This is a genomic window from Enterocloster clostridioformis (assembly GCF_020297485.1).
Lineage (GTDB): Bacteria > Bacillota > Clostridia > Lachnospirales > Lachnospiraceae > Enterocloster > Enterocloster clostridioformis.
The window spans coordinates 414,501-437,310 of the sequence record NZ_JAIWZC010000002.1; the positions used below are offsets into that span (position 1 = coordinate 414,501).

A 22,810-nucleotide genomic window follows, 5' to 3' on the forward strand; every position below is an offset into this window, starting at 1 on the left:
AATACTCCTTTCAGTCGGTAATCAGTTTCTTCATGCTCTCCATTTTCCGCTTGGCGGTTTCCTGCCGGAAGTTGTCGCCGGTAAAGCGTACCGGGACGCACATGGAAAGCAGCCGGTCATAAATCCGGGAATGGGCGGTGTCCTCCGGGTTTCGCAGGTCGTCCAGCGTGAGGTTGGTCGTGACGATCAGCGGCTTGCCGCTGCGGTAACGGCTGTCAATCACATTGAAAACCTGTTCCAGCCCGTAGTCGGTGCCGCGTTCCATGCCAAAGTCGTCAAGGATCAGCAGCGGATAGCGGCAAAGGCGGGAAATGTACTCGTTGCGCCCCTCAAAGCTGGCGGCAAGGTCATTGAGGATCAGGGCAAAGTTCGTCATGTGGACGGGGATTTCTTTCTCCATGAGGGCGTTTGCGATACAGCCCGCAAGGTAGCTTTTCCCGGTTCCTACGCCGCCCCAGAACAGGCAGCCGATATTGTCTGTCCGCATATCCTCCCAATGCTCCACATACCGGCGGGCAAGCCCGGCCTGCGGGTTCCTGCCGTTGTCATTCTCGAAAGTCCAGTCCCGCATGGCGGGGTCGGTAAAGCCCCGGCGTTTCAGTTCTTCCACGGTGTCAAGGTGCCTGCGCCGCTTTTCGGCGGCTTCCCGTTCCTCGCGGGCGGTTTTCTGGCAGTCGCACTCTGCCGGGTGGCGGTCGCGCCCGAAGATAGCGGCCTTATCCGGCGCAAAATAGGCTTCTTTCGGCTTGCGGCACTTGCCGCAGTACAGCAAACCGTCCTCGCCGGTGTAGTCCTCCGGCTCCGGGGTGGTGGCCGTCATATTCTCCAAAACAGCGTTGATTTCGTTCTTCATAAACTCTCGCCCTCCTTGCATGAGTAGTCTGGTATGCCCTTTTTCGGGGCTTTCTTAGTTGCGTCCTCCTGCGCCCATTTGTAGATGGTGGCGGCATGGCTCTTGTATCGCTTGCCGCTGGACGCGATATGGCAGGATAGCCGGTCAATGTAATAGTCCCATTTGCCGGGCAGGTCTGCTTTCAGCCCGTCCAGTTCCGATTGCGAAAGAAAAACATTTTCATACCGGCCATAGGCGGCGCGGGCGGGTTGTCCCGTATCTAACTCTCGCTCTCTCTCTTTTTCTATCTCTTTCTCTATCTCTATCTCTGGCGGACAAATGTCCGCTTGATATGGTGGACATTTGTCCGCCCCGGCCTTTGGCAAGGCTTTCTGCTCCTGCAAAGCCAGCCTTGCCCGCCGTTTTCGCTCCCCCTCGGTAGAGGATTGGCCGATCAGTAGTTCAATGTTGCTCATATACAGTGCGCCGTTCTGTAACGGCTCCACAAGCCCCAGCTTCATAAAAATCTGCAAGGCCCGTTCTACGGTGCCGACTTGCTGACGGGTAATGGTGGCAATCATCTGCGCGGTGTAGGGGATATTTTCATCAAGCTGCAACTTCCCGCCGTTTTTCAGCGATTTCAGGTACAGTTTCAAGAGGATGTTGGAATAGAGGATACCGTCCTGCATACTTTCCAGCAGCACAATGGCGTCCTCGTCAAAGTAATTCTCTTTCAGCTTGAGGTAGTAGTATTTTCGGTTGTCTGACATGGTTCCTCCTTTGGGTGGATTTGGGGTGTTTGTACGCATTTAGAACGCCGTTTCCGGGGGAAAAGGATAAATGTATCGCGTACCCTTTGACACCCACGAAAAAAGCCTTGATTTATGCGGGTTTGAAAGGCTCTAAAGCGTGACATCTCTGCCTTTGTTTCCGCTTTCTCTCGGCGGCGCGGATTTTCTTCATGCGCCCGGCGCAGTCGGGGCAGTATTTCCCCCGGTTGGATTTGGGGACAAAGGCCGCTCCGCAGACGGCACACCGTTTCCGGCTCCCCCGGTATAAGAGGGCTGCGGACAGCTCCCCGTCAAGGGGCAGGACAGCCACACGGAACCAGCGGCACATGAGGGAAAGGGAAATGCTCTGGACGCACACGCAAGGCTCCCCGTCGTCTAACAGCAGGCAGTTCCCCTCGTCGTAGTTACAGCACTCATGTACCAGCCGCCGCGCCCGCCGGTGCTGGCGGTAGTCCATGCGGGGCAGGTTATCGCTCATGGCTCTGCTCCTTTCTGCGGTGCGGCTCGTCCCGGCGCAAAATCTGGTTGATATTCCGCTTGACGGTCTGCAACTCCTTGAACCGCTGCTTCTGTTCGTGATAGGTGTTATACAGGCCGTCTTTCTCGGAGATAAGCTGCTCGATCTCGGCCTGCAACGCTTTCCGGGCGGGCAGCTTGGTAATGCCATGCGCCTTGAAATACCGGGCGGCTGCGTCGGCTATGATAAAATCGCTCTCATGGGCCTGCCGGTATGCGGCGCGGGCTTTCTCGGATTTCTGCGCTTTCAACCCGTCGCGGGCGGGCTTGGTCTGGGCGTAGGCCAACACCTGCCGCTGCAACTCCTTTTTCCCTTGCAGCTTGGTTTCCAGTGCTTTCAGTTCGCCGCTGGTCTGGCGCATTTCCGCATAGGCGGTATCAACGGCGGCTTCTAACTGCTCCGGGGAAGTAAAGCCGTACTGCTGGTAGACGGACAGCGTTTTGGCGGCCTGCTTCAGATTGTGTATCTTCGCCCAGCGTTCATAGCCCCGGCCTTTGCCCTCGGCCATTTTCTGCTCAATGTCCACAAGCCGCTGCACTCCGTCCTGTTTGGGGGCGGTTTGAGGGGCTTTTGCGGGCTGTATGCCGCGTTTCTCCTGCCAGGGGTATTCAGGTATGGCTGCGGCCTTTTCTATGGCTCTGGCGGCATTCTGCTCCAAAACGGCAAGGACGGCGGTGCGGTCAAAATCGTCGCCCAGCTTCCGGGCGGTGATGGGCTTTGTCCTGTCCGGCGTGAGATAGGACAGCCGCCCCCGGCTCTCCTTGACGGTCACACCCTCCCGCAGCAGCAGAGAGGAAAACTCGTCAAAGCTGGCGGCGGTGGCAAGGGCTTTCCGTATGGTCTGCCGCAGCTTTTCCTTGTTCGTTTCAAACTTGGTCTGCCGGGGCGTGATACCATCGGCAATCATGGGGGCGTTCTGCTTGTCCAGCGCGGCTTGTCCCTTTTTCTGCGCCCAATACTCCCGGTCGGTGATGCGGTTCTTGCTGCCGTTCAAGAGGTCGATTTGGTAAAGCCCCTCCCGGTGGCACATCTCCATGACTTCGGATTTGAAGTAGCGCAGGGCAGCGTCGGTACATCGGTGCTTGCAGCCGGCTTTCGTGTCGGCTGGCCTGTCCATGTAGGGCAGGAACGGCACTTCCTCAATCCGCAGGCTGTTTATGACGATATGCACATGAATGTTGCCGCTGTGGTTATGCCCGTCCGGGTGGGTGCAGACAAGGGCTTGGTGGCCGGGGAAATGTTCTTTACAGAATTGCTCCCCCAACGCCTGCGCCCGGTCTACGGTCAGGCCGTTGTCCGGCCCGTCCCGCGGGTCAAAGCTGATGATGTAGTGGTGGCTTTTCACATCTTCCCGCCGCTGGTTTTTCTCATAGCGGAGATTGGCCCGCATACACGCAACGGCAAAATCCTCCCCGCCGCAGTTCAGCGTAGACAGCCGGTAGTCCTCGCGGGGGATAAGCCTGCCGGTTTCATCAAGGACGGGCTTCATGGTAAATTCGTCATGCTCAAAGAGCAGGTATTGTTCGGCGGCTCCGTAGTCGGCGTTTTTAGAGTTGATATGTTTGAGTGTTGCCAACCGCGTCACCTACTTTCTTTAAGACTTCATACTTGAGGGCGGCAAGGTCGGCTATGGCGGCGCGTACCTCGCCGGACAACGCATGATAGGGCGCGCCGTACTCGTTCAGATACCGGGCAATCTGGTTGAGGTTGCCGCCGATCCTGCCGTACTCGGCTGCGAGCTTCCCGACAGCGGAGAGCAGTTCGTCATTGACCGACGACACATGGAGTACGGGGCGTATGGTGGTACGCCGGATCGCCTGCCGGAGAAATTCCGACTGGCTGATACCATAGGGCGCAAGCCGCGCTGTGAAGTCGGCGTATTCATCTTCGGTCAGCCGGGTTTTCACAACGCGGCTGCGGTGGGGTGTGTTGTATTTTTTTCGCATGGTCGTGACCTCCTTTCTTGCCGCATGAGCGCGGCGGGGATAAGCGGCGCAAGCCGCATAGCAGGGTTTGGGGAAGGCACTCCCCAACAAGTTTCCCGCGAGGGGCAAAACCGCAGAATTGCGGATTTTGGCACCGTGGTAGAAACTTGCTCTAAGTAAGCCGCAGACTGGCCCTGTCCGGGCTTTTCCGTACATAGAGCGAACAGGGCGGGGCTTTCAGCCCGCTGTTCGCTGCCTTTTTTCTTTCGCCAATATTACTCCGCAGAGGGGCTTTGCTACCCGCTGGCTGCGCTATTTTTCTTTTCCGCTAAAGATACATTTGAAAAGCCGTCAGCTACCCGCTGGACAGAGATTTTTCAAAATTTCTTTTGCCTTAGTAATCCGGGAACGGGGATTTTGGCAACCGGCGGGACAGAAAAATTTTGCTTTCACTTCCTACAACGGAGAGATTTTGAAAATGCCAAATATCCGGGCGGGAAAATTTCTCCCCTCATTTACTACTACAACCGGCAGGGGGCAAAATGGCCGGGAGCCAGAACGGGCAACAAAAAAAGCAGCAAATCTTTTTCAGACTTACTGCTTTCGCTGGTCGCCGGTGGCGGCTGGTATTCAGTTTTGAAAGTTTAGGGCTGGCTGGTATGACGATAACGCGTTTAGCAAATAAAAACTTCTCATCTCAAATCAAAAAGAATACTTTCATAGTCCTTTACAAAATACTTTATATTTGTGCGTCCTTTCTGAATAATTGTGTGGCCTTCCGCTTCCAACTTTTCCTTTTGTGCCTCTACACCGCCGGGATATTTTGCGTTCAATTCCCCGTTTGCCTTTAAGGTTCGCCAATACGGGGTTTCATCTTCAGAACGCTGGTAACTCGCCCATGCTGCAATAGATACAAAAATCCCGGCTGTAATAGGCTCTGTGAAATCCGCTCCATTCAGTTTAGCAAAATATTCACGGATTTTTCCGACAGTGATTACTTTGCCATAAGGAATTAGTTTCATCACTTTATCATATTCGATTGGTGGGGCAAAATACATTCTGCTTCCGCCATATTTCTCAATGCTTTTCTGGTCGGTAATAATCTGAAATTTAGGCATATCCTTGCTATCATGTAGCATGGCATTAAAATCTTTTTTATCTTCATTCGCCATCTCTCAACACCTCCTGCCTTAATTATAGTGGAGCAGATTATTCCATGCAATGAGACGGTTTGAAAATCAGCTTGATTTTTTTCTTGTCTGACATTGGATATAACTCAACGGTCAAAGCGAAATTTGAACAGCGCGGCAATGAGCCGCTGCTTCACATAGTCCTCCACCTCGGAGTTGACCTGTCCGTTTATTTTGGAGAAGTAGCGGATATATCCGGCGTAGTGGGAAAGAACCGTGTCGATTGCGTCCGGGTCGCCCTCATGGGCTTTAACGATTGTTTCATAGGGGAGAAGTTTACTCATGGTCGTTTCCCTCCATGAGCTGCCTTAACCGCTGCAAGGCAAGCTGGATATGCCGCCCCGCTGTGCTGCGTGACCGGCCAATGTGCGCGCCGATCACTCGCTGCGGCTGGCGCAGAAAGTAATAACGCAGGATTTCTTCCTGCGTCTGTTCCGGCAGGACAGAAAGCGCGGCGGCAAGGGCGGCGTTGCAGAGCAGGACGGTCTGACCGCAGACGGTAAAGGGGTATTCCTCGTCCGGCTCCGGCGCGGCAAACTGGACAAACTTCTCGTTCATCAGATAGTCAAGGGAAACTTGCCGTTCCCATTGCCGTTTAAGCTGCAAAATCTTGTCCAGGGCGGCGCAGCGGATAACAGTCTTGCAAAAGGCGCTGTACCTGCGCTGGATATATTCTTGATAGGCTATCTGGTCGGTCATGGAAATTCCCCCTCTCTGATAATAGTGCGGGGCGGCAGCACTCCTTGCTGTCGCCCCCTTGATTGCCTACCAGCAAAGGCGGGCGGGGCTGTCAACGGCGGCGCGTATGCGCCGTTCATCTTGACCGTTGACTGGCTCGGCTGGCTTTGCTATTTGCTGTTAAAACAAGGCTTAACGACTTCATATTGAAACATGGCTGATTTTAAGAGCCTTAAATTTACAATATTAATTCTATCCAACCGTCCAAATGATTTTTGAATATCGACAATGATGTGATATTTTTGTGGAGCTTCTAAGTTGTAATGCGCTTTTCTTTCTCCAGCCGGGGCAGAAAGCCATGTTCCTCCGTCGGGAGTAAAACATCCATGATTAAGCCGAAGTTTTCCCGCTGATACGGTGATAAATATTTCATTTATTCCTTCTACTGTTTCTATTATGCAACTGTGCTGCCCCTTCAAAAAAACTGTACCGCAGTTTTCTCGGTATATCTTCATACCTTCACAACCGTCCCTCTCTTTTCAGCAGACGCTTATAGCTTATATCCATTCCTAATGCACCTAAAGGAGCTGTAATTAGAATAGCAAGGACAGCAACAGACAGAACGATTTGGCCACAAGGTAGTCCCATAGCAAGGGGAACGGAACCAATCGCTGCTTGGACAGTGGCTTTCGGAAGGTAGGCAATCATACAGAAAAGGCGTTCTCTCACTGTTAACGGCGTTCTTATCAAGCAAAGTGCAACGCCTGCCGACCGGAAAGCGAGGGCAATAAAAATCATCAACACCGCCGCAATCCCTGCATTCATGGTATAGCGAATGTCAACAGCAGCACCTACCAGCACAAAAAGCAGTACTTCTGCTGCCAGCCAAAGTTTCCCAAACTTTTCAGACAAACGCTTAGATACAAAGGCAATGCTTTTTATTTTGAGTACACATGCCATACTCACAACAGCCAGCAGTCCAGATACCGATATGATACCCTCTAACCAAGTTTCAATCGCCATGAGCAGGAATGATACACCCAAAACAACAATCACTTTCATGCTGTTCCGAACATAATGCTTATGTGCGTAGGCCGTTTCAAAAAACATGCTGAGCAGAAATCCTGTAATCGCCCCTAAAACAATACCCAAAATAATAGAAACCGGTATGTTAACGAAGTCCATAAGATTGGCGCTGCCGCCCTGTGCCATACTGACAAAAGTTGAAAACAGCACAATCACATAAATATCGTCGCAGGATGCCCCAGCCATGATAAGCTGCGGGATACTTTTGTCGGTTCCGTATTTTGTGTCCATAAGCTGTACCATCCGTGGTACAACTACTGCCGGAGAAACCGCACCGAGAACTGCACCCATGACAGCAGCCTCTATTCTTGTGATCCCTAAAATGTACGGTGCAAAAAGAACGAAGGCCAATATTTCGCAGCTTGCCGGTACGCAAGACATCATAATTGCGGGCCGTCCCACTTTTTTCAAATCAGACAGATTGAGAGAAAGCCCTGCCTTGAGCAAGATAATAATTAGTGCCATTTGCCGCAAATCTGCGGAGATAGATAGGATAGACGGGTCGAGCAGGTCAAGAACATAGGGTCCCAACACAATACCTGTAATTAACATACCGATAATGCGGGGCAATTTGAGCCTTTGGCAAATTGCAGCCATTGACAACCCGACAAGAAAAATGAAAGCCAGCGATGTTAACATGAATATTCCTCCTTTGGACGCAAAAAAGCTGACAACATCTGCGTCCGAAAAATCGCAGAAGTCATCAGCTTAAAAAGCGGTTTAGGTTTCCCAAGGGAGAACTTCATTCCCACAACAAGTATAACTCTGTGCGCTCCATTTGTAAACATTTTTTTACGGATATAGTAGGACTGTCTATCAAATTTTTCTGTGTTTCTTTACGACACATGAGCATTGCTGGCGGGGTTGTCGGCCCCGTATCCCTCCAACAGATTGACGCCGCCCCATACACAGAGCGCCCCGCCCAGGCCCACAACGATGGTCTGTAACGTATCCACTGCACTATTGAAAAATTCCATATATGCCTCACTTTCTGCCGGTTTCCGGCGAACAAATTTGATTGATTACAGGAAAAAAGCCGCTTCACTGGGCGGCCAAATCTTCGTCCGACAGGTCGATATCGTAAAGGTCAAAGGGTTCATCCTCCGACACTACGCGCCGTTTTTTCCGGCGCAGGGATGACAAGTACCTGTCCACATCAAAGGTGTTCTGTTTGTCGGCATCCGAGAGGTATTTGTAGCGGGGGTGGCGTGTAATATCGTACTTCTCACTGAAAAACGGCCTCACCCCGCGTACCTGCAAAATACACTTGCCTCCGTCCATCGTTGCGATTTCGTCCTGGCTCATCAGCTCCTTTCCGAGTTTTTGGTAGTTCAGTCCGTGGGAGGTCTGCGCGCCCCGGTTCTCGCTTTGGTTATAGCTGTCAATGGTTTCCTTGCCCAGCACATCCGCGATCTCCTTGGCGTTTTTACCTCTTCCACTCAGGAAAAGCGTACAGTCGCAGTTGTCGGAAATGATTTCCGCGGCATCCTTGTAGATGGCCTTTAGCTGTGACTGGCTCTGCAAAATGATAGAAGCCGAGATTTCCCGGCTTCGGATAGTGGCGATCAGCTTGTCAAAGTTGGGAATCTGGCCGATGTTGGCAAACTCGTCCAGAATCATCCGCACATGGACGGGCAGCCGCCCGCCGTATTTGTCGTCGGCCCGGTCGCATAAGAGGTTGATAAGCTGGCTCTGCACCATGGCAAGAATGAAGTTAAAGGTCGCGTCCGTGTCGCTCATAATGAGGAACAGGGCCGTTTTTTCATCCCCGATGGTGTCAAGCTCCAGCTCGTCGTCCTCCATCAGCTCTCGCACTTCCCGGATGTCAAATGGCGCTAATCTGGCCCCGCAGCTAATCAAAATGGAACTGCGGGTCTTGCCTGCCGACAACAGGAATTTTTTGTACTGGCGCACCGCAAAGTGTTCCGGGTCTTTTTCTTCCAGCCGTTCAAACATCTGGTCTACCGGGGATTGAAATTCCGGGTCGTCCTCGCGGGCTTCGCTTGCGTTGATCATTTCAAGCAGCGTCGTGAAATTCATTTCATCGTCCGGCGCTTCGTACCAGATGTAGCCAATGAGGGCCGAATACAACAGACGTTCCGACTTCACCCAAAAATCTTCGGCGCTTTTTTCGCCCTCTCCCTTGGTGTTGCAAATCAGGGTGTTGACCAGTTTTAAGATGTCTTTTTCCGAATGAATGTAGCGGAATGGGTTGTACCGCATACTCTTGGAAAAATTGATGGTATTCAGCACTTTGACCCGGTAGCCGCTTCGCACAAGGAGCTGGCCCACCTCACCGATCAGGCCCCCTTTCGGATCGGTGACAATGAAGCTAACCGGATAGAGCTTAGAGGTACACTGCATCAGGTTCGGCTTCACAAAAAATCGTGTCTTGCCGCTGCCGGAACCTCCGATGACCAGCACGTTTTTGTTCCGGGCGGTCTTGGGGTCTTTGGGGCGGTTGTTCATGGTGAGGCGTTCCGTCTGGGTCAGGAGAATGTTGTTATCAAACACCGGGTCGATGTACGGGGCGATATCTTTGGGGCCGCCCCAACGGGCACTGCCGTATTCTACGCCTTTGCGGTATTTCTTGGCGTTCTTGCTCTTGCAGTACACCATCAGACGCAATGCCACCGCACCGGCCACACCCACCGCCAGATCGAACAGGTGGAAGCTGGGGGCGGCGCTTTCAAAGGCAAAAGAAAAGCCGTCCGCAAGGTGCAGCAGCTTTTCCGACAAGTCCGCCCCAGCCGCCAGCCGGTAGGTCTGTCCCAGCTTGCCGAACAGGTAAACAAACAGCAGGTAGGGCAGGTTGGCGATTATCAGCTTTTTCATTTCCGGCTTCATCGTGACAGCCCCCTTTCCTTGACTTTCTCCTTGGCCCGCTGCTGCGTCTTGGCCGCAGCCTTTTGTTTCAGGGCGGATAGGGTCTTTCGGATGGAGGGGCGTTCCTGTTGTTTGAGCTTCTTGGCCGTGAACTCCTTGAACGCCTGTTCCAGATTGTCCGCCTGCTTGGATTTGAAAATCACGATATACCGGGGCGGATGGGTGGTGCGGTCTTTCCGCAGGGTGAAATCAATTCCGTATTTCTTGGCGCAGGGCCGAAACAGTCCGATGTTGGCATCGGTGATTTCAATATTGGACAGGGCGCAACCGCCCTTTTTGAGCTGCCGCAAGCTCTGTCTGCCTTGGTGGGGGTTACTCTTGGCTGTTTGACGGGCAGCCAGAAATTTCTTCATGGCCGCCTGCAATACCTGGCCGGTGAGCTTGCCTGTCTTAACCGCTAATGCGATGGTTTTCTGTTCGATTTCTTCCTGCAACTGCTATCCCTCCTTTGGAAAGTCAAAGCAGGCAGGCAGTACAGCTTAGATCCGCACCCGCAGGCCGGAGAGGTCGTCGGTGCGGATACCCACCAGATACCAGTTGTCAGCCATTTCTATGCGGGTGGGCCTCCATCTGCCGCCTACCAGTACATCAAAGATTTCTCCGCAGTGCAGGCCGCCGTAGTAGTCCGAAAGGTCAAAACGGATGTCATAGCGGTCTGCCTGCTCGTCAAAAATCAAAGTTCCCTGTTTCATAGGGCTGTCCTCCTTTTTCAGATTTTGCCGGTGTTCATATCGTGGGCCACCAGTGCCGTGTAATAGCCGTTGATGGTGCTTGGGGCGTTGAACAGAGCCGCCAGCAGATATTTCTTGATATTTCGGATTTCCGTGGTGTTTTTGCTGATACAGTCAAAGACAAACTCCATGTGGGAACTGTTTAGCTTCATCAGCTTGGATTTCACCAGCTCGGCGGGGTAATCGTCCCCGGCAATGCGGATAGTCGTTCGGGCGCTGCATACGGTTTCCACCAGCAAGTCCACGATTTCATCCAACAGCTCCCGGTCAAGTCGGGTGTTCTGCACCAGATGGGAATACTCGATGTTGTCCATGATAATTTCCCGATAAACCGCTACGGCGCTCTGTGACTTCGCTCCCGGTCCTTTCCGTTCCGGCGGCGCAGCCGCTGTTTTCCCCAAAGGAGAGGGAGGGGAAAGGATAGGAATGGAATCGGTAGTTAATCCATCCGTAGTTAATGGGTCTTTAGTTTGTTTATCTTTATTTAATTGCGTTGGTTTTTCCTGCGTAGGCTTTTCCTGCGTTGGATTATCCAATGTTGGATTTTCCAATGTAGGTGAATCCGGCACAGGCTGGGGATGCTCGTAAATGATGTAATCCGCCCCGCGAAGCCGCCCCTGTCTGTCTCTCTCACGGGAACGGACGATATACCCGGCCTGTTCCAGCTCCTGGACAGCCGCCCGGATCGCGTCAATCTGTTCCCGGTTGATGAGGGATAAGCCTTTCAGCGTAAAGTCCCAATCCTCCGGTAAGGACAGCATTTGCGACAGCAGGCCCTTGGCTTTCAGGGACAAGTCCTTGTTCCGCAGGTGGTGGTTGGACATCACCGTGTAGCCCTGGTTTTTCTCCACGCGAAAAACTGCCATCTCGTCATCAGCTCCTTTCACTTGGAATTTCACCGCGCCGTCAAGGGCGGTGAGCTTGCCCGGCTGGTAAGGGCATTCTGCGTAGATGCAAAACTGATATTTCCAGTGCGGGCGGTAAAAGCGGCAAGTGCCGCAGTCCTGCGGCGCTCCGGCCTCGCCGCTGTCAAAATGATCTGCGCCCGGCCTCGTCTGCATGAGCTGTTCAAAGGCCCGGTCACTGCCGGAAGTAAAGTACATAGGCGGTCGCTCCTTTCTCTATTTGGGCGCAAAAAAGCGGCGTCCTGATCTCCCCAAAGGGAAAAGAGAACGCCGCCATCTGCGGTGTTGTATTCGATTTTTCGATGTGCGCTGTTTGGGATAGTAGGCTTCATAGGAAAGGACAGCGTGTCAAGGCTCCCTCCGAATGTAGTAAATGGGTAGTAAATTCGGTGTCCTTATCCCATGATTTGCTCGTATTTCCGGGCTTTTTTGAGACAATCAGAGTTGTTAGAACAAATATCAATGACAAATATCCCCAGAAACAGTACCACATGCTGCTATATGATACAATTTCCGGGGTATACACAAGGCGTTATTTCACTTGTTTTCTATTCAGCCGGTTTATATATAACCTACTCATTCAGCTCATATGAAACCGTCACCTGGGCTTCCACACTGACCTGGCCCGGCATTACAGGAGCGCCTGCATCTTCCAAAGCCACAGCTGACATCTTGGCAGAACCCCCCGAATTATAGGAAGCATATCTGGTATCCGGCTGATAGCCGAATTCCTCCACATGGACCACACCGGCCAATGTCTTTGCGCCGGCCTCCGCCAGAGCCTGTGCTTTGGCCTGGGCCACGGCCATGGCTCCCTTCAGCGCCTCCTGATAGCTGGCATCATAGCTGCTGGAAAAATAGCTGACGGAATTAATACCGTTGACTCCCGCGGCCACTGACTTTGTGATGATGGTTCCTGCATTGTCAATAGGTATGTCGGATACTGTCAAATTGGTCGTCATCTCATATCCGATTATCTCCTGTTTATCCGAATTCCAATTGCGGATAGGACTCAGACCATAGGAAGATGTCTGTATGGAAGTTTCTTCCACTCCCAGGCCCTTTAATGTCTCAATGGCTGCGTTCAGGTCACTGGCATTCTTCTCCTGGCAGGCAGCGGCCGTATCCTCCCTGGTATAGACGGCATATTCAATCCGGGCCATGTCCGGCACCACCTTTACCTCCTCACGCCCTGTCACCGTAATCACATTCTCTGCGGCATCTACATTCTGTACCTTCAACGTGTCCGGCATCTGCGTCCCTGCCGCACATCCGCCCAGCCCTAAGGCTGCGGCGGCCACTGCCGCGCTGATACCCGCTGTGTATACTGTCCTCTTCATAAAATGTTTCATAATTGCCTCCCTCTTTTCTGTTTTCATCGGAATCCATTCATATGATACAGGCGTACTAATATGCCCTATCCTTATACTACCAGAAAGAGAGAATTCTGGTATTTCTTTTCTCTTAATTATAGAGGTATGTTTCATTACAAAGTTTCTACGAATTTATTTCTGGCAATGCCTGCTGCTCTTGCTATAACTTTCCGCTATCTCCGTATCCTGCCTGTCTATATTTTGTCACTGCCCTTGACAGCGGCGCCGGAAACTGCTAATATAGAGTGAGCGCGGGATTTCGTTAGCATACCAGATAAGCGCAGCACTGAATATTCAGGGGTTGTACTGGTTTCGACGGGGGTCATGCAGCTGGTGAAGCTATCCCCATGCGATGGGTTAAATGGCAAAAATAAATATAAACGCTAACGACGAATTAGCAATCGCTGCCTAATGGCAGCTGTCAGACTTAGAGCACCCGCACTTTAAGACCCTGGCATCGACTATGTGGGAAACGACGTATGCAAAGCTTTGAGCATATGGGCGTATGATGAAGCTACTGAAACCATCCGGGTGTCCTTTCTCTGATGGCAGAGGGAATGTCAAATAAAGGACTATGATAGTAGAAGAACAGGGAATTGATTTTCGGACAGGGGTTCGATTCCCCTCAGCTCCATGCTGAATGATGTCGGTTTTTCCTTATTTTATAAGGAATTCCGGCATTTTCTTTTTAGAAATGCTTGATAACCTTTTTAGGATTTTGATTACCTTTTTTGATTACTTTTTAGGCTGTTTTCATTGGAATTGCAGCCCGATTTATCTGCTGTGTCTTGGTATTATTATTCTTGTTACACATACCTATCCCCTGCTTCTGATTTTGGATATTCTTCGATGTCATACGCATTAAATACTTGTTCTTCTTTACCGGACCACCACGCGGTGCTTGTCATCATACATGTTCTTCGTGATACAGTTCCCGTTCTCATCGTACCAGGCCGTCATGGCATGGCTGTCATCGTACTCATACCGGCGCTCATTACCTGCCGGGTTCGTGGCGGATACCAGGTCCCCTGCCTCAGCATTCCGCTGGCAAATGTCTCGTCTTTTACCTCTGAAAGCGGTATCATCCCGCCTGTAACAAGGCTTGTAATTGCAAATTCCCGGTGGCAATCAACGCATAGATGATGTTACTTCCATATTCTGGAGAGGCGTACATAAAGATAGGGCCCTGTCAGAAATCGGATAGTATCATAGGGCTGATCCTGGAGGCATTTGGATTGACCGTTGAAGACGTTCAGCCCCATATGGTCCGGATGGTCGTGGGTAATAAACACGTCCAGATCCTTATAGGACACTCCAAGCGCCTCCACCATACCGCGCGGTATCTCCTAATCCTGTTCAAACCGAAAAGAGGTATCCACCATCAGACTGCGTCCCGGCTGCCGGATCAGATAGAGATTGCGTGGACTCATATGGCGGTCAGAATAGGAAATCGTCTCCTGAAATAGATTGTGATAAATTGACCTCCATTGTAATTTTTCGGACAAATGTAAATTAGATTTTCTGACTGTAATTAGAATACAGCCGGAATTTTTTCGCTGTTTACTGGCATTTTCTTTGTTCATCCTGTATAATAAGTATATCAATTTATTGGAGTGTATTATGAACTTACCACAACTATACTATTTTCGAAAACTGGCTGAAGTCCAGCATTATACGGAGGCAGCCAAGGCACTTTATATTACGCAGCCCAGCTTAAGCGATTCCATCGCATCCCTGGAAAAAGAACTTGGGGTATCCCTTTTCCAGAAAAAGGGGCGTAATATCCAGCTTACCAAATACGGGAAAGAATTTTACCAGTACGTCAGCGAATCCTTAGGTATCCTGGAGCACGGCATCTCTCTGATCAAGGAGAAATCAGGTCATATCAGCGGCTCTATCGATATCGGATGCATCCCCACCCTGTTAGGTGACTTTTTACCGGAAGCGCTGGAGCTTTATCACGAGAAGAATCCGCTAACCACGATTAATATCTATCATGGAATGTCCATTGAGGTGGCTCAGGGCGTTTCCGGCGGTAAATATGACATCGGCTTCTGTTCCATGGTGGACGACATGCCCGACCTGGTCTTCGTCCCCATCACCTATCAGGAACTAATCGCCATTGTCCAGAACAACCATCCGCTGGCAGACCGCGGCGCCATGTATCTGTCTGACTTAAATGGTTACAGATTGACCACCTACCGGGATACAATCCCCATCGGCAAGGTCGTCCACAAGCTGCTGAAAAAAAAAGGAGTGGAGGCCGTCTATTCCTATGACGACGAAATCTCCATTGCCGGCAGGATTTCCAACTCCTCAAAAGTGGCCATTGTGGCAGATACCCCCTTTTTGAGGCAGTTCAGTAATCTTTCCAAGGTCCGGCTTCTTGATGTTCCAAAAGATACCCGCATGATTTATATGGTATACAGCAGTAAAAACTTCATCACTTCAGCCGTGGAAGCCTTTGCGAACTTCATGGTCGCCCATTGCTTAAATATGCCGGAGTAAGATTCCTTCACACCTGCCGCATAGCTGTCACACAAAACGCAAAAAAGGAACCGTCCTCTGCTCTCTGAACCAGAGGAACGGTTCCTTTTTCCATACTCACAATTCTTAAAATGTAATACCAAAGGTAGCCATCAAAGCGATAACCAGACCCGCTACAGCCGCTGGAATCATGGTTCCCAGAATCACGTGCTTATAGCTCTCCTTTAAGCTACACCCGCAGATGGACATTGTAAGAATCGCCACGGAGGAGTTAGGCAGCTTATTTAAAATCAGGGCCGACTCTGCCACGATTCTGTGAAGAGCCTGGACATTGACTCCCATATCCACAAACGCCTGGCCGAAGCTCTCCAGGAATATGGTTTCGCCGGAGATTGCGGATCCGGTCAGACCAGTCAGTACCGCGGTTCCGAAATAAGCCTTTAAATACACCGGCATATTCATGGCCAAAACGGCCTGCTGCAGTTCTTTAAACGCAGGCGACAGACTGAGCACCTTGGAAAGTCCCATAACCGCCGCAACCGTCAGCATAGAATTCAGTCCTGATCCTGCGCCCGTTTTCGCGGAGGATTTAATATTTTCAATATGCTTAAACTGTGTCGCTATAATCAGCAGAATGCCCACGGTCAAAGAAAACAGGATACTCGTGGAGGTTCCCCAGCTGGAGGTAGCCACTACAATGCCAAACACTACAACGAACGGAAGCACCGACATTCCGATACCAGGAAGTTCTTCATCGCTCATAATCTTATTGGAGTCGGCATACATGGCCAGCAGTTCTTCATTCGTATGTTTTTTGTGGCTCTGGGCCTGGGCATAGTTGAAATATACGAAGTAGCACACAGCCACGATTACGGTAAACACAAGCGATAAGAAAGGCGCCGATCCCAGAGACGTTCCCAGATAACCGCTGGGCAGTACGTTACAGATATCCAGGGTGTACATGAATCCATTGGCGGAAGCTCCGCCCCCCAGAAGCATGAACGGAAGCAGCCTGCGGTCCATCTTATTTTCACGGAGCAGATTATCTGCGATCGGATACAGTACAAACACCATGATATATCCATTGATGCCTAAAAGTGTGATAAAAAAAGTACAGATCAATATAACCAGACCAACCATCTTAGCTCCCAGCTTCTGTGTCAGCCATTTGGCTATTTTCGTTGCCAGCCCGGTTTCCAGCACCAGTTGTCCGAAGATGCCTCCCATACCCAGAATCAGGAACCAGGAAGTTACGAAACCACCGGCGCCGCCGGAGAATGTGGTAAGAAGACCGTCGGACAGGCTGAGCTGACTGCTTAATAAGATAATTACCGCCGTAATTACGGTAGCAGTTATCATGTCAATCCCCTTGATGATCATAACCACCAGGAGAGCAATGGCAAAAATAAGACCCACTGTTGCTAACATAAAAATACCTCCATCATTTATTTTTCAGTTCCGGCCTGCACCTTCCTGCCGCTGTCATACGCTCCGTCCGGCCATCCGATTATCACATTCATCACCGTGGGAAGGATGGGGGTGAATAAATTGATATAGGATGCCGCGGTCAGTCCCTTGGATACCAGTGCCGTAAGCCCTGCCTGGGAAATCACCCAGGTAAGACAGATATAGACAAAGGTAAGGACAGCTCCCCGCCGGTTGCGTTTAGCTTTGGAAACCTCCGGATCTTCCCCGGTCCTTTTCTGATACCCGTTCAGAACACGGTCGTTAAAGCCCTGCGCATAGTTGATCGCCGTGGAGATTGCTGCGAAAAAGATTGCTACGGTAAGCGGCGTCAGGGAAATAGCCTTGACAGCGCCGCCCGCCCAGCCGTTCTGTACCACCAAAATTATATATACGGCTTTTCCGTTTGCCCAGCCATCGTATACCGCGCTGTAGTTTCCCGCCAGATTGACGGCGTTCATCTACAGGAAAATCCAGTTTACAATCACCGAGAGAACTACCGCCCAGCACAGCGTTTTCTTATTGTTAAAAAGCTGGGCATGATTCACGTATTCCCCCCTACTTTTCCGTTTCCTTTTCTCGTGTCTGCCAGTGGGCCGTCATTCGGTCCAACGGCATTTCCAAAAGCCCCGTTCCCTCAGAATATGCGTAAACCGCAAAACCCCTTTTACAGCGAAACACACATTCCAGGCAGGGATCTTCATCACAGTAGCAGAACGCATCCGTATCTGCCAGTGCAAATACCATGGGGGAACGTTTTTCCTTCATCACGTATTTTAAATAACCGCCGGTGAAGGTCTTCAGATAAATCCACTGCGGAACGCATTCCTGCCTTTTCGTCTTCCAGGATACCTTTACGGCGTTGTCGTTATAGCCGCCCGTAATCTGGTAGCTCAGTTCCAAAAGCTCCTTTGCCCCTTGGGCATCCGTTGGCGCCAGGCGCTCTGCTTCCTCATTGCAGCAGAGAATTTTCTTCTCTAAAAGCGCCTGGCCTCCGGTAACTGGAAATAAGCTGTTACAGCTTCTGCAGCGATAAAATACAACATCCGGACACTGATCCGCGCGTGGTTTTCGGGTATCCCGGCACCTTCTCGGTCCAAATTTCTGCTCAATCATTGCGATATCAACCCTTCATTCTTTTTTCCAGTTCCTCTTTTAACAGATACTTTTTCACCTTTCCGCTGCCCGTGTGGGGAATACGGTCGATCAGCTCCAGCCTCTCCGGCCAAAACCGTTTCGGGACTCCGTTCTGGCAGAGCCAGCCGGTCACGTCCTCCAGCTTCAGATGTTCAAATCCCGGCAGCGGCACGGCAAAGGCGCAGATTCTCTCGCCCAGCCGGTCATCCGGCATTCCGATCACCGTATGGTCGCCCATTCCCGGGCAGCCTTCCAGCCAGTCATTAATCTCGTTGGAATTCAAATTCTCTCCGCCGCGGACGATCATATCTTTCTTTCGTCCAATAATGTGAATATTGCCGGCTTCATCCCTTACGCACAGATCCCCGCTGTGAAACCACCCGTCGTCATCCAGCGCGCCATCCGTAATCTTCTTATCCTTTAAATATCCCACAAACACATTGGGACCTCTGGAAAGCTCTTCTCCCGGTACTCCCGGCGGCACGTCGTTTCCCTCGTCGTCCACGACGCGGATTTCAACGCCTTCCATCGGACGTCCGGAAGTGGTCCCGTTTAATTCCAGCGCCTCATCGGGCCGTACAAACACGTGGGGGACGCTTTCCGTCGAGCCGTAGACCTCACAGAGCAGGATTCCGAAGCTCCACGCCTTCTGTACCATATATCCCGGCACCGGAGCGCCGCCGCAGAGGTAAAGCTTCAGAAACGGCAGTTCTCCGCCGCCGTTCTCCAGTTCCCGGAGAATGTCATAGATAAATGGCGTAGCGCCCATGGAGAAGGTGCACCGCTCCCGGTTCATCAGATCAATGGCCTCCCGGCAGCGGTACTTCTGCTGAAGCACCACCTTCGCCCCGATCAGCATGGGGGTTATCAGCCCGTGATGGAAGCCCGTTGCGTGGTTTAACGGCGCGGGCATAAACATGATGTCCTCACAGGTCAGTCCCAGTTCTCTGGTAAATACCTCCTCGCTGTAACGGATATTATTGTGGGTAAGCAGTACTCCCTTCGTCCCGCTGGTCGTCCCTGAGGTGCAGAGAATCAGCGCCAGATCCTCTCCTGTCCGCCCGCTCTCTGTCTCCGTCCGGTCTGTTTCCGTCTGATCTGTTTCCCTCTGGTCTGTTTCTGTCTGGTCTGTTTCCCTCTGGTCCGTCTCCGCATGTTCCGTATCCGTCCGCCCAGTCTTTGCATCCCATCGGTCCAGAATTTCCTCAAACGCCAATACCCCGCCGGCCTCCGGCTTTTCACCGCCCACGATGACGACGCAGGACAGCGACGGAATGCGTTCTCTCACAGCCAGAATCCGGCTCGCATAATCCGTCTTATGAAAAAAGGAGGGTCCGAAGTAAACCTTTGACTCCGTTAAATTCATGCTCCGTATCAGTTCCTTTTCCTCATAGGACATGGCGATGGGATGGGCTACGGCCCCGGTCATAAAGCAGGCGATAGTCACCACCACGAACTCGCTCCAGATTGGGAGCTGGAACGATACCGCGTCTCCCGGCAAAACACCCTGCTTCCGGAGAAAGGCCGCCACTTTCGACGCGGCCTCATCCATCTGCCGGTAGGTATACCGATTCCCCCTGTCATCCACCACATATTCCCGTTCGGAATACTTCTTCACGGATTCTTTCCAACAGTCCAGCAGCGTGATATCCTTCCAGTAACCTTTGGAAAGATACTTTTCCCGCTGGATGGCATTGATCTTCATCTCATCAATCATGCCCCGTCTCCTATACCTTTTTGCGCGCATCCTGCCGGACCACGCCTGCCTTCAGCGCATGTACTGCGGTTATGCCCTGTGAAAACTTTCATCATCCCTGCTGCCTTGCCTTTAACTCCTTCACAAGAGCCGGAACAATCTCAAACACGTCGCCTACGATGCCGTAATCCGCCACCTCAAAGATCGGCGCCGTATCGTCCTTATTAATTGCCACAATGGTCCCGGAGCCGCTCATGCCCGCCACATGCTGGACAGCGCCGGAGATGGCGCAGGCGAAGTAGATCTTCGGAGTTACCGTGGTTCCCGTCTGCCCAACCTGTTTGGACTGCGGCATCCAGCCGGAGTCAACCGCCGCTCTGGAGCAGCCGACCGTTCCGCCAAGTACGTCTGCCAGTTCCTTTAAGACTTTGAAATTCTCTCCGTTCTTCATGCCGCGGCCACCGGATACGATCACCTCCGCGTCCTGAAGCGGAATATCGTTGTCCTCACACGCTTTAATGAAATCAATTACCTTAGTCCTGATCTCGCTTTCCGGCGTGTGGATTGATTCCATGATGATCTCCGGCTTGTTATTCGGAATCCTTTCCGGCTTCTTAAACGCGCCAGGTCTGCAGGTTCCCATCTGCGGCCTTGTCTCGCTGCACAGGATCTGTGCGTAAAGATTTCCGCCAAATGCAGGCCGTTCCCAGACCACATTTCCGCTCTCCTCATCGACGCTCAGCGCCGTACAGTCCGCGGTCAGCCCCGTACGCAGGCTGACTGCAATCTTAGAGCCCAAATCCCTGCCGTTTACGGTTGCTCCCACCAGAATCGTATTGGGATCATACTTTTCGCAGAGCTTCAAGAATACATTTCCATAAGCGTCAGCGGAGTAATTCTCGTATTCGTCTCCCTTTACCACATATATCTTATCCGCGCCGTACTCTCCGGCCTCTTTCATCGCCTCATCCACATCCTTTGCGATGACCACGGCGCATAACTTCTGCTTTAAGCCGTCCGCCAGCTTTCGTCCCTGGCCAAGCAGCTCAAGGCCCACGCTTTTGGGCTGACCCTGGAAGCATTCGATAAATACCCATACGTCCTTACATGTATCAAAACTCATCTCTCGCGACCTCCTTTTGCCGTCCTTAAAGTACTTTTGCCTCTGTCAGCCTGTCAATCAGGGTCCCTGCGGTCTCCGCCGGGCTATTGCCTTCAATGTTCATGCAGTTTGCATTTCTCTTTGGGGTAAAGGTTGCTTTTACCTTTGTCGGGGAGCCCTTTAAGCCCATCTTGGTGGTATCGGAATCCGGCAGGCTCGCCAGAGTGATCTCTCCGATCTCTGCTTTTAAGGAATTAAGCACTCCTTTAATGGTAGCGTATCGGGGTTTGTTGCTCTCCTTAGTCGCGGTACACAGCACCGGAAGGCTGGCCTCAATGACCTCCATGCCCTCTTCCACCTGGCGTCTGGCGACCACCTTGCCGCCCTCGATTTCCATATTGAGAATATACGTCAACCTGACTGCCCCCAGATGCTCTGCAATGCTGGGAGCCGTCTGTCCCGTATCTCCGTCGATGGCCTGTTTGCCGCCCAGGATTACATCGAACCCGCCCAGCTTCTTAATCGCCTGAGACAGAATATAACTGGTAGCATACGTATCGGAACCGCCAAAAGCGCGGTCGGTAACCAGATACGCCTCATCCGCTCCCATAGCCAGCGCTTCCCGGAGCACCGCCTTCGCCTGAGGCGGTCCCATGGAAATCACGGTCACTTTTCCGCCGTAACGGTCCTTCAACTGAAGACCGGTTTCCAGCGCATTTTTATCAAAAGGGTTCATGATACTCGGCACGCCGGTACGAATCAGCGTATTTTTCACCGGATCGATCTTGATCTCAGTGGTATCCGGAACCTGTTTTATACAAACAACGATATTCATCTTCATTCCTCCTCGTCACGAACGCGTTTTACTTATATTCCTTATTTAATACGTTAGCAATCGTCATTCTCTGGATCTGGTTGGCTCCCTCAAATATCTGGAACACTTTACAGTCTCTCATAAGTTTTTCCACCGGATACTCTTTGCTGTAGCCGTATCCGCCAAATATCTGGACTGCATTGGAGGTGACCTCCTGCGTGCAGTCGGACACAAACGTCTTACAGATAGAGCCTTCCTTCTGCACCATGATTCCCTGATCCATCATCCGCATGGTGTTATTGACGAGGCATCGGGATGCTTCAATCTTAATTGCCATATCGGCCAGCATCTGCTGTACCATCTGGAATTTAATAATAGGAGTATTAAACTGTTTTCTTTCCTTCGCATACTTAACAGATTCATCCAGCGCCCGCTGCATGATCCCCACAGCCAACGTGGCCACAAAGGCTCTGGATAAGTTCAGAGCGTTTAAAGCCAGCTTGAACCCGGAGCCCTCAGGTCCTACCATAGAAGAAGCCTTCACACGGACATTATCGAAAATCAAATCCGTGGTGTTGGAAAGCCTAAGACCCATCTTGTTCTCATGGGCTCCCACAGTAACGCCCTTCGCATCCGCATCAATGATGAAAGCAGATATGCCTCTGTGTCCCCCCGCCGGATCCGTCTTAAAGAATCCCACGAAGACATCCGCCAGGGCGCCGTTGGTGATAAAGGTCTTGGTTCCATTTAAAATATATTCATCCCCGTCCTTCACCGCCGTGGCGCGCATAGCCGCGGGGTCGGAACCGGCATTGGGCTCCGTCAGGGCAAATCCGGCAAACCGGCCGGGGGCAATCTTATCTGCAAAATACTGTCCCTGCTCCTTCGTTCCTGCAAGGATTACATTTCTAAGCGCCACAAACGTGGTTACGAAGGTGATGGCGTAACCCGCGTCCACCTTCGCCAGCTCCTCAAAAATCATGGCGGTGGTCTCATAGCTCAAACCGGTTCCGCCGTATTCCTCCGGGATCTCCAGCATGTGAAGTCCCATATCAAATCCCCATTTAAACAGCTCTCTCGGACACTCCCCTTTCTCGTCCGCGTCCTTTACATGAGGTTTTATTTCATTTTCTGCCATCTCCCTTACCAGAGCAAGCAGCGCTTTCTGTTCTTCGGTGTAAAGTAAGCTCATGATA

27 protein-coding genes, 1 other RNA gene and 1 riboswitch are annotated in these 22,810 nt (G+C 51.6%); of the genes, 3 read left to right on the top strand and 25 right to left on the bottom strand.

Going from position 1 to position 22,810, the window contains the following annotated elements; all coding sequences use genetic code 11:
- Positions 1-10: 10 nt before the first annotated feature.
- The 5 genes from LA360_RS29135 to LA360_RS29155 form a co-directional block, all read right to left on the bottom strand.
- The gene (locus LA360_RS29135) at positions 11-853 is read right to left on the bottom strand and encodes an ATP-binding protein (protein ID WP_074754404.1); all 843 of its coding nucleotides are present in this window, start codon (positions 851-853) and stop codon (positions 11-13) included.
- Entirely contained in the window at positions 850-1,602 is a 753-nt protein-coding gene (locus tag LA360_RS29140; RefSeq protein ID WP_074754406.1) for a phage replisome organizer N-terminal domain-containing protein, read from the bottom strand. Before LA360_RS29140 ends, LA360_RS29135 begins: the two co-directional genes overlap by 4 nt.
- 112 nt (positions 1,603-1,714) lie before the next feature.
- Complete coding sequence (locus tag LA360_RS29145) at positions 1,715-2,101, bottom strand: cysteine-rich VLP domain-containing protein (protein WP_004452819.1); 387 nt, start codon at positions 2,099-2,101, stop codon at positions 1,715-1,717.
- Positions 2,091-3,716 (bottom strand): relaxase/mobilization nuclease domain-containing protein, encoded by a 1,626-nt coding sequence (locus tag LA360_RS29150; protein WP_002584974.1) that lies wholly within the window; start codon positions 3,714-3,716, stop codon positions 2,091-2,093. Before LA360_RS29150 ends, LA360_RS29145 begins: the two co-directional genes overlap by 11 nt.
- Complete coding sequence (locus tag LA360_RS29155; RefSeq protein ID WP_002584975.1) at positions 3,688-4,086, bottom strand: plasmid mobilization protein; 399 nt, start codon at positions 4,084-4,086, stop codon at positions 3,688-3,690. Before LA360_RS29155 ends, LA360_RS29150 begins: the two co-directional genes overlap by 29 nt.
- Positions 4,087-4,482: 396 nt before the next feature.
- Between LA360_RS29155 and LA360_RS29160 the strand changes: the two genes are divergently transcribed.
- Positions 4,483-4,713, top strand: coding sequence for a hypothetical protein (locus tag LA360_RS29160; RefSeq protein ID WP_158024444.1), 231 nt, complete (start codon positions 4,483-4,485; stop codon positions 4,711-4,713).
- Positions 4,714-4,757: 44 nt separating this feature from the next.
- On the opposite strand, the gene LA360_RS29165 is transcribed toward LA360_RS29160, so the two are convergent.
- The 11 genes from LA360_RS29165 to LA360_RS29215 form a co-directional block, all read right to left on the bottom strand.
- The gene (locus tag LA360_RS29165; RefSeq protein WP_075704894.1) at positions 4,758-5,237 is read right to left on the bottom strand and encodes an MGMT family protein; all 480 of its coding nucleotides are present in this window, start codon (positions 5,235-5,237) and stop codon (positions 4,758-4,760) included.
- A gap of 104 nt (positions 5,238-5,341) precedes the next feature.
- Positions 5,342-5,539, bottom strand: a complete 198-nt coding sequence (locus LA360_RS29170) for a helix-turn-helix domain-containing protein (RefSeq protein ID WP_075704895.1) — start codon at positions 5,537-5,539, stop codon at positions 5,342-5,344.
- Positions 5,532-5,954 (bottom strand): sigma factor-like helix-turn-helix DNA-binding protein, encoded by a 423-nt coding sequence (locus LA360_RS29175; RefSeq protein ID WP_112482491.1) that lies wholly within the window; start codon positions 5,952-5,954, stop codon positions 5,532-5,534. Before LA360_RS29175 ends, LA360_RS29170 begins: the two co-directional genes overlap by 8 nt.
- A gap of 149 nt (positions 5,955-6,103) precedes the next feature.
- The gene (locus LA360_RS29180; protein WP_146774959.1) at positions 6,104-6,448 is read right to left on the bottom strand and encodes a hypothetical protein; all 345 of its coding nucleotides are present in this window, start codon (positions 6,446-6,448) and stop codon (positions 6,104-6,106) included.
- Between the two features lie 4 nt (positions 6,449-6,452).
- Positions 6,453-7,658: a cation:proton antiporter gene (locus LA360_RS29185; RefSeq protein ID WP_112482489.1), complete on the bottom strand. Its 1,206-nt coding sequence runs from the start codon at positions 7,656-7,658 to the stop codon at positions 6,453-6,455.
- Positions 7,659-7,706: 48 nt separating this feature from the next.
- Positions 7,707-7,778, bottom strand: a riboswitch (Fluoride riboswitch).
- A 77-nt stretch (positions 7,779-7,855) separates the two neighbouring features.
- Positions 7,856-7,996: a Maff2 family mobile element protein gene (locus LA360_RS29190; protein ID WP_112482487.1), complete on the bottom strand. Its 141-nt coding sequence runs from the start codon at positions 7,994-7,996 to the stop codon at positions 7,856-7,858.
- Between the two features lie 64 nt (positions 7,997-8,060).
- Positions 8,061-9,866, bottom strand: coding sequence for a VirD4-like conjugal transfer protein, CD1115 family (locus tag LA360_RS29195; protein WP_112482485.1), 1,806 nt, complete (start codon positions 9,864-9,866; stop codon positions 8,061-8,063).
- Positions 9,863-10,339 carry a PcfB family protein gene (locus tag LA360_RS29200; RefSeq protein WP_092367233.1) on the bottom strand — a complete coding sequence of 159 codons (477 nt, stop codon included), beginning with the start codon at positions 10,337-10,339 and terminating at the stop codon, positions 9,863-9,865. Before LA360_RS29200 ends, LA360_RS29195 begins: the two co-directional genes overlap by 4 nt.
- 45 nt (positions 10,340-10,384) lie before the next feature.
- Positions 10,385-10,597: a DUF5348 domain-containing protein gene (locus LA360_RS29205; RefSeq protein WP_112482483.1), complete on the bottom strand. Its 213-nt coding sequence runs from the start codon at positions 10,595-10,597 to the stop codon at positions 10,385-10,387.
- Positions 10,598-10,614: 17 nt separating this feature from the next.
- Complete coding sequence (locus tag LA360_RS29210) at positions 10,615-11,502, bottom strand: DUF6017 domain-containing protein (protein WP_330411331.1); 888 nt, start codon at positions 11,500-11,502, stop codon at positions 10,615-10,617.
- 611 nt (positions 11,503-12,113) lie between these two features.
- Positions 12,114-12,893 (bottom strand): SIMPL domain-containing protein, encoded by a 780-nt coding sequence (locus tag LA360_RS29215; RefSeq protein ID WP_057572519.1) that lies wholly within the window; start codon positions 12,891-12,893, stop codon positions 12,114-12,116.
- A 318-nt stretch (positions 12,894-13,211) separates the two neighbouring features.
- Here LA360_RS29215 and ssrA point away from each other — a divergent pair.
- Positions 13,212-13,551: a transfer-messenger RNA gene (gene ssrA / locus LA360_RS29220) on the top strand.
- Positions 13,552-13,793: 242 nt separating this feature from the next.
- Here ssrA and LA360_RS32230 read toward each other — a convergent pair.
- Positions 13,794-14,042 carry an RHS repeat domain-containing protein gene (locus LA360_RS32230; RefSeq protein WP_089774836.1) on the bottom strand — a complete coding sequence of 83 codons (249 nt, stop codon included), beginning with the start codon at positions 14,040-14,042 and terminating at the stop codon, positions 13,794-13,796.
- Between the two features lie 17 nt (positions 14,043-14,059).
- Positions 14,060-14,245: a hypothetical protein gene (locus tag LA360_RS29235; RefSeq protein ID WP_022201747.1), complete on the bottom strand. Its 186-nt coding sequence runs from the start codon at positions 14,243-14,245 to the stop codon at positions 14,060-14,062.
- A gap of 289 nt (positions 14,246-14,534) precedes the next feature.
- Between LA360_RS29235 and LA360_RS29240 the strand changes: the two genes are divergently transcribed.
- Positions 14,535-15,422 (top strand): LysR family transcriptional regulator, encoded by an 888-nt coding sequence (locus LA360_RS29240; RefSeq protein ID WP_022201748.1) that lies wholly within the window; start codon positions 14,535-14,537, stop codon positions 15,420-15,422.
- A 105-nt stretch (positions 15,423-15,527) separates the two neighbouring features.
- Here LA360_RS29240 and LA360_RS29245 read toward each other — a convergent pair whose 3' ends face one another.
- The 7 genes from LA360_RS29245 to LA360_RS29275 all read right to left on the bottom strand — a co-directional run bounded on the left by LA360_RS29245 (position 15,528) and on the right by LA360_RS29275 (position 22,806).
- On the bottom strand, positions 15,528-16,829 hold the full coding sequence (locus LA360_RS29245; protein ID WP_022201749.1) for a GntP family permease: 1,302 nt from the start codon (positions 16,827-16,829) through the stop codon (positions 15,528-15,530).
- 17 nt (positions 16,830-16,846) lie between these two features.
- Positions 16,847-17,326 carry a hypothetical protein gene (locus LA360_RS29250; protein WP_057572525.1) on the bottom strand — a complete coding sequence of 160 codons (480 nt, stop codon included), beginning with the start codon at positions 17,324-17,326 and terminating at the stop codon, positions 16,847-16,849.
- A 97-nt stretch (positions 17,327-17,423) separates the two neighbouring features.
- Positions 17,424-17,981: a hypothetical protein gene (locus LA360_RS29255; RefSeq protein ID WP_002584679.1), complete on the bottom strand. Its 558-nt coding sequence runs from the start codon at positions 17,979-17,981 to the stop codon at positions 17,424-17,426.
- Positions 17,982-17,988: 7 nt separating this feature from the next.
- Positions 17,989-19,719, bottom strand: coding sequence for an AMP-binding protein (locus LA360_RS29260; RefSeq protein ID WP_057572521.1), 1,731 nt, complete (start codon positions 19,717-19,719; stop codon positions 17,989-17,991).
- 91 nt (positions 19,720-19,810) lie between these two features.
- Positions 19,811-20,821, bottom strand: a complete 1,011-nt coding sequence (locus LA360_RS29265) for an electron transfer flavoprotein subunit alpha/FixB family protein (protein WP_057572522.1) — start codon at positions 20,819-20,821, stop codon at positions 19,811-19,813.
- Between the two features lie 25 nt (positions 20,822-20,846).
- Complete coding sequence (locus tag LA360_RS29270; RefSeq protein ID WP_057572523.1) at positions 20,847-21,635, bottom strand: electron transfer flavoprotein subunit beta/FixA family protein; 789 nt, start codon at positions 21,633-21,635, stop codon at positions 20,847-20,849.
- 28 nt (positions 21,636-21,663) lie between these two features.
- A complete protein-coding gene (locus tag LA360_RS29275) occupies positions 21,664-22,806 on the bottom strand; it encodes an acyl-CoA dehydrogenase family protein (RefSeq protein ID WP_089774838.1) in 1,143 nt (380 codons plus the stop codon).
- Between the last annotated feature and the right edge of the window lie 4 nt (positions 22,807-22,810).